General features: G+C 62.3%; 6 protein-coding genes and 1 pseudogene. 4 read left to right on the top strand and 3 right to left on the bottom strand.

The window, feature by feature from the left end; translation table 11 throughout:
- Positions 1 to 672, bottom strand: a 672-nt coding sequence (gene gloB, locus ENZ74_RS17385; protein ID WP_127312887.1) for a hydroxyacylglutathione hydrolase, incomplete at its 3' end; no start/stop codon positions are given.
- Between the two features lie 137 nt (positions 673 to 809).
- Between gloB and ENZ74_RS17380 the strand changes: the two genes are divergently transcribed.
- From ENZ74_RS17380 to ENZ74_RS17370, 3 genes are all read left to right on the top strand, one after another.
- Complete coding sequence (locus ENZ74_RS17380) at positions 810 to 1,592, top strand: methyltransferase domain-containing protein (RefSeq protein ID WP_013529379.1); 783 nt, start codon at positions 810 to 812, stop codon at positions 1,590 to 1,592.
- Positions 1,593 to 1,724: 132 nt separating this feature from the next.
- Entirely contained in the window at positions 1,725 to 3,551 is a 1,827-nt protein-coding gene (locus ENZ74_RS17375) for an ABC transporter ATP-binding protein/permease (protein ID WP_063169102.1), read from the top strand.
- 83 nt (positions 3,552 to 3,634) lie between these two features.
- Entirely contained in the window at positions 3,635 to 4,438 is an 804-nt protein-coding gene (locus ENZ74_RS17370) for a DUF1194 domain-containing protein (protein WP_164761062.1), read from the top strand.
- A 71-nt stretch (positions 4,439 to 4,509) separates the two neighbouring features.
- On the opposite strand, the gene ENZ74_RS17365 is transcribed toward ENZ74_RS17370, so the two are convergent.
- Positions 4,510 to 5,442: a glycosyltransferase family 2 protein gene (locus ENZ74_RS17365; RefSeq protein ID WP_013529382.1), complete on the bottom strand. Its 933-nt coding sequence runs from the start codon at positions 5,440 to 5,442 to the stop codon at positions 4,510 to 4,512.
- 369 nt (positions 5,443 to 5,811) lie between these two features.
- Here ENZ74_RS17365 and ENZ74_RS17360 point away from each other — a divergent pair, with 369 nt between their 5' ends.
- Entirely contained in the window at positions 5,812 to 6,162 is a 351-nt protein-coding gene (locus ENZ74_RS17360; protein WP_013529383.1) for a DUF1330 domain-containing protein, read from the top strand.
- Between the two features lie 30 nt (positions 6,163 to 6,192).
- On the opposite strand, the pseudogene ENZ74_RS34705 reads toward ENZ74_RS17360, so the two are convergent.
- A pseudogene (locus ENZ74_RS34705) lies at positions 6,193 to 6,478 on the bottom strand (glycosyl transferase family 2); the annotation flags it as partial.

Genomic DNA, 6,478 nt, shown 5'->3' with positions numbered 1-6,478 from the left:
GCGCAGGAAGGGATCGGTCGACAGTTCCTCGCCGATCGTCGTCGGCAGCGTCGGCTTGTTCTCGGCGCGCAGCTTTTCGATCCTGGCGGCGCGTTCCTTCAATGCTGAATTGGACGGGCCGACGGTCAGCGCGAAACGGGCGTTGGAGAGCGTGTATTCGTGGCCGCAATAGATGGCCGTTTCAGCTGGAAGTGCAGCCAGCTTCTTCAGCGAATCATACATTACCGGCGGCTTGCATTCGAACAGCCGCCCACAACCCAGCGCAAACAGCGTGTCGGCGGTGAACGCCACGCTCGAGGCCGGCAAATAATAGGAAACGTGGCCGGCAGTGTGGCCGGGGGTGGCGATGACTTCGATCCTTTCATCGCCAAGATGGAGAACCGAGCCGTCTTCGACGGTCTCGTCGATGCCGGGGATCTTGGCCTTTTCGGCCTCCGGGCCGACGATGCGCAGCTTGAAGCGCTCCTTCAGCGCCAGATTGGCCTCAACGTGATCCATGTGATGATGTGTGGTCAGGATCATCGTCGGCGTCCAGCCGGTGCGCTTTATCGCGGCCAAGATTGGCGCTTCCTCGGGCGCATCGATGATCGCGGTCTGGCCGCTTTTGGGGTCATGCACCAGCACGCCGAAATTGTCGCTGCGGCACATGAACTGTTCGATTTCGACCGGCATCACATCTCTCCGTTATGGCCGCAGACATAGGGCGCTTGCGGGTCGATGTCATCCCGGATGTCGAATGACATTCCCGGAATGTCGGGTCGTCGCGGCCTTTTGTTGAAACCTGGCGACATCACGGCTACATCCCTGCCATGCATTCCGACATCGTCGATCTTCGCTCGTTCTATTCGACAACGCTCGGCCGGTTCGCCGAGCGTTCGATCACCATGGCGTTGTCGTCGATATGGGCGGCCGTTCCCAACGAGCGGCTGGTTGGTCTGGGCTACACCTTGCCGTGGCTGGAGCGGTTCGGCAGCGACGCCGAGCGGGTCTTCGCCTTCATGCCGGCAACGCAAGGCGCGGTGGTGTGGCCGGCGACGGGGCCGACGGCGACGGCACTGGTCTTCGACGAGGAACTGCCGCTGGTCGATTCCTGCATCGACCGCATGCTGCTCGTCCATTCGCTCGAACATGTCGAGAACCCGCGTGAGACGCTGAACGAGATCTGGCGCGTGCTGTCGCCGGCCGGCCGGGTGGTCATCGTCGTGCCCAACCGGCGCGGTGTCTGGGCGCGCTTCGAGCACACCCCATTCGGCAACGGCCGGCCCTTTTCGCGAGGCCAGCTTACGGAACTGCTGCGCGAGGCCAATTTCACGCCCGCCGCCTGGTCCGATGCGCTGTTCTTTCCGCCATCGCGGCGCCGTTTCATGATGCGCTTCCACAATGTACTGGAGCGCGCCGGCCGGCGGCTGTGGCCGATCTTTTCCGGGGTCATCGTGGTCGAGGCGCAGAAGCGGCTCTATCAAGGCGTGCCGGTGGCGCAGCGCGCATCGCGCCGCGTCTTCGTGCCGGTGCTGTCGCCGCATGGCGCCACCCGGCTTGGCCGTCACAAAGCGGATGCCAAGCCCTTGGCTGCGCGGGTGACGGCTTCGTGATCGCGGCAAGCGTGCCTGACGTCGTTTCCCTGCCTATCTGTCGCAAGCAGACCGACAGCCCATCCGGCAGCTCATACGAACGCCTGTCAAGTTTCTCCATCCGGTTGCAGCACTGACGCAAGGACCTCGGCCATGGCTGATCAACCGGACAATGCCGCCGCCGTTCAGCCGGTTGCCGTGGCGGTCGAGGCCAGCAGCCTGCACGATCAGGTGATGACGATCCGGCGGGCGCTTGCGGGATCGCCGGTTCGCAGATGGTTGCTGTGGACATCGGTCGGCATCATGGCCGTGATCATCGCAACGTCGATCGGCCAGGTTCTGCTCAACCGCTGGAACCAGCCTTTCTACGATGCGCTTGCCCGCCGCAACATGGCGGCCTTTTTGCACCAGCTCCTCGTCTTCGCGGCCATAGCCGGGGGACTTCTGGTGCTCAATATCGGCCAGACCTGGCTCAACCAGATGATCAGGCTCAAGCTGCGCGAGGCGCTGACGCTGGATCTGATCGATCAATGGATGCGGCCGGCGCGCGCCTTCCGTCTGGCCAATGCCGGCGCCATCGGCGTCAATCCCGACCAGCGCATGCAGCAGGACGCCGCGCATCTGTCCGATCTGTCAACCGATCTCGGCGTCGGCCTGCTGCAGTCGTGCATCCTGCTCGTGTCCTTCGTCGGCGTGCTGTGGGAGCTGTCCTCGGGCTTCGTGTTCCACATCGGCGGGACCTCGCTGGCCATACCGGGCTACATGGTCTGGGCCGCCATCCTTTACGCCGGCATCGCCTCCTGGCTGAGTTGGCTGGTCGGGCGGCCGCTCATCCGCCTGAACAGCGACCGCTATACACGCGAAGCCGAGCTGCGCTCCTCGATGGTGCGCGTCAACGAGAATGTCGATGCCATCGCGTTGTATCATGGCGAGGCCGACGCCAGGCGGCGGCTCGAACTCGATCTCGGCACGGTGCTGGGCGCCATGCGGCGCATCTACACCGCCCAGATCAACCTGTCCTGGGTGACCGACACCTATGGCTGGATCACCGTCGTGGCGCCCATACTGGTTGCTTCGCCTGTCTATTTCTCAGGTGATATCAGCTTTGGCGGGCTGATGATGGCGGTCGGCGCATTCAACCAGGTCCACTCCTCCTTGCGCTGGTTCATCAACAACATCGGCAGCATTGCCGATTGGCGCGCCACGCTGATGCGCGTGGCCGATTTCCGCATCGCGCTCGATGAAACCGATGCGTTGCACGACACCGAAAAGCGCATCGCCTTCGGCCAAAACGTCAGTGGCAGCCTGACTTTCGAGAAGCTCGAAGTGGCCTCGCCGGAGGGCTGCACCAGGCTCGCCGACCCGCATGTCGAAATCCGCCCCGGCGAGCGCGTCATGATCACCGGCGATCCCGGTGCGGGCAAGACGCTGTTCTTTCGTGCCATTGCCGGCCTGTGGCCATGGGGAAGCGGCCGGATCGGCCTGCCGGCGGGAGAAACCCCCATATTCGTGCCGCGCGTGCCTTATTTTCCGGTCGGCACATTGCGCGAAGTCCTCGATCACCCGAACGGCCCCGCGCCGGCGGACGATGCCGACATTTCGGCGGTGCTGGCCGAGGTCGGTCTGGGACGGCTATCCTCATCGCTCGACCGCGCCGGGCGTTGGGACCATGAGTTGGGCGATGACGAACAGCGCTCGCTGGCCTTCGCCAGGCTCGCGTTGCGGCAGCCGAAATGGGTGATCATCGACGAGGCGCTGGATGCATTCGACGGCCCATCGCTAAGACGCGTGCTGTCGATGCTCGAGAAGCGTTTGCCGGCGACAGCGATCCTCAACATCGGGCGCGGCCAGCACAACGACCACTTCTTCCCGCGCGCGTTGACGATCGTCAAGGATTCCGGTGCGCCAGCGCTGAAGCCCGCCCGCGTCAGAGCCGGCGCGATCGAACCGCCGCCAGTCGCCGCCCGCGGCAAGAAATGACCTGATATCCGGACGGGGAAGCAAAGCTTTATTTTGCCGTGATCGCGAGGGAAGCTCTTCGGGAGAACAACCTGGCGACGGCCATGCTTGATGCTCTGCGCCTGCTTGCCTGTCTTGCCTGCGCCCAGGCTGCCCCCGCCGCCTCGCCGCGGGATGCGCTCGCCGTCGACGTCGAGCTGGTGCTGGCAGTCGACATCTCGCTGTCGATGGACGAGAAGGAGTTCGCGCTGCAGCGCGCCGGTTATGTCGAGGCGCTGCGGCATCCCGACTTCATCAAGGCTGTCCGCGCCGGCGCCACGGGCCGCATAGCGCTGACCTATTTCGAGTGGGCCGGCACGGTGCGCGACGACGCGGTCATCGGCTGGCAGATCATCGATAGTGCCGAGAGCGCCAACAGCTTTGCCGACGAGGTCGCGGCGCGTCCGTTCCGCAGCTTTCGCGGCACTTCGATTTCCGGCGCGCTGGCCTTCGGTGCCGAGCTTTTCGACCGCACGTCTTTCCAGGGCGAACGTAGCGTCATCGACATTTCGGGCGACGGACCGAACAATATCGGACCGCCAGTCACCGCGACGCGTGATGCGGCGACTGCCAAAGGCATCGTCGTCAACGGCCTGCCGATCCTGATCAGCCCGTCGCCCACCTTCAGCCATCTCGACCAGTATTACGCGCAATGCGTGACCGGCGGGCCCCGTTCCTTCGTGCTGCCCATCTATGCCGCCGCGGAGTTTTCGACAGCCATCCGGCGCAAGCTGATCCTCGAAGTGAGCGGCATTCGGGACAAGGCGAGAATCACCCCCGTCGACGCGGCCAAGCCGATAGACTGCCTGCAGGGCGAACGGGACAGGCGGTTTTTATCGGATCCGTATTTTCCCGAACTTGACCGCTGAGCTCTCGATAGTGCGGTTCACGCAATCCGGAGGGAAAACCGTTCCACGATTTTCCTGGAGTTGCTCTGGGTTCAGGCGAGCCGGGCGCCACATTGGTTGCGAAACTCGTTGGAGAGATCGCGGCGCCAGCGTCGGCCATGGACATAGCCTTGCATCAATTCCGGCAGCGAGTAGCCAAGTGCTTTCGACGATCGGTTGGCCATATAGCCCTGGAATGCCTCCGGTATCCTGCCTCGCAGGATATCGGCGATGAGCTGCCGCGAGATCATGTAAGGCGGAATGTGCGGGTAGGCGTGGGCAATATGAGGATGTTTGCCCATCAGGTTCGCATAGGCCTCGACATAGCCGTCACGGCGGCCGGAAATCGAGTTCTCCGAATTGTATTTCGTCCAGTCGAGGTCCTCGGACAGTTGCGCACCGAAGCGCCGGGCAAGGCGCAGCAGCAATTCGCGATCCTGCATGCGGGTGATGTCGCTGTCGTAGCCGCCGATGGCCAGCAAGGCTTCACGGCGAGCAGTGATCGCGGAGCCGGCGATGAAGATGGTCTGCCCAACCAGCGTCCGCTCAAGCATTGCGGGGCTCACGAATGCCTCTGGGTTGGCGCAGTTTGTGATGCGATTGCCCTTCAGGGACACGAACGAACTGATCAGCACTTGCAGTGCAGGATTTTCATCGAACCAGGTCAGGGTTCGTTCAAGCCGGTGCGGCAAGTAGATGTCGTCGGAATCGAGGAACGTCACCAACGGTGCCCGCGCCCGCTCGATGCCGGCATTCCTGGCGGCGTTGGCGCCTCGCCATTTCGCCCCGACATAGATCAGCCGCGGGTCCTGGATGCGGGCCAGCGCCGCTTCGGTCCCATCGGTCGAACCATCGTCGACGACAATGTGCTCAAACCTCGACATGCTCTGGGAGAATACGCTTTCCACGGCGCGCAACACTGTTTCGCGTCGGTTGTGGGTCGGCGTAATGACCGTGATGAGAGGTACTGGATCGATCCCGGCCATGTCTGTCAGCTGTTTCCTGCGCAGGGTTGCGCGTCTGTCCAGGACTTTTCGATTTTCAGAACGGTCGAATGGATTGGACTTCCCTTTCTCTACACCACATCACAGTCGGCGCGACGCTATAAAAAACGACTGCCCCTGTCACCCACCGTGCCGGTACTCAATCCAGGCGAGACAACGAATCCCCGCTCTTAGCGTTCCAATTGCAACAGCACCGCCGCACATAGCATTACGAATCACCGTGGAAGCAACCCATCATGACAGATAGCATACATCCCATTACCTCAGACGTAATCGCTTAGCGCTCGGCCTTTGGTCAGATTGCCCATGCAGAGGCCGGCAACTCGGCTTCGATGACAAGGGAGTTCAGTCATGGCCGCTTACGCCGTCGCCCATATGCGCCAAGCCACAATGGGTCCGCAGATCGTCGAATATCTGCATAGGATAGATGCCACGCTGGAACCTTTCGGCGGCCGTTTTCTGGTCCATGGCGGCGATGTGGAGGTGATCGAGAACGACTGGCCTGGCCATCTGATCATCATAGAATTTCCCGACAGGCAGCATGTGCATGGCTGGTACAATTCGCCGGCCTACCAAGCGATACTGGCGCTGCGCACGGACAATTCGGAGGCCGATGTGGTGTTCGTCGACGGCGTCGAACATCCGCACAAGGCCACGGATGTTCTGGAGCAATCGCCGGATCAAGGATCAATTGGACGCTGAACTGCGGTTCAAGGAATGGCGGTACAGCGTCTAGCTATGCCCAACATAGTCTGGCACCGTTTCGATTTTGTCGCGAACCATGCCAGTTGCGAAACTGAACTGGCCCCAAAACGCCAAACCATAAAATGCCTGACCGACAATCAGAGAAAAGGGAACCTGCCAAAGCGGCATCCCGGTTTCCCGGGCATGGCCTACGATCCGTCGTGTCGTGCGCCATGACATGGTGAGCCACCGGCTGAAGGACTTGACTATCCGTCGCGTGCGGCTCGGCGAATTGAGCGCAACGAACTTCCGGTCGGCGTCGCGACCTGTAACC

It is taken from the genome of Mesorhizobium sp. M7A.F.Ca.CA.002.15.2.1, assembly GCF_003998715.1.
Taxonomy (GTDB): domain Bacteria; phylum Pseudomonadota; class Alphaproteobacteria; order Rhizobiales; family Rhizobiaceae; genus Mesorhizobium; species Mesorhizobium ciceri.
Note: the sequence above shows the minus strand (reverse complement) of the source record. Positions and strands in the feature narration are given on the sequence as shown.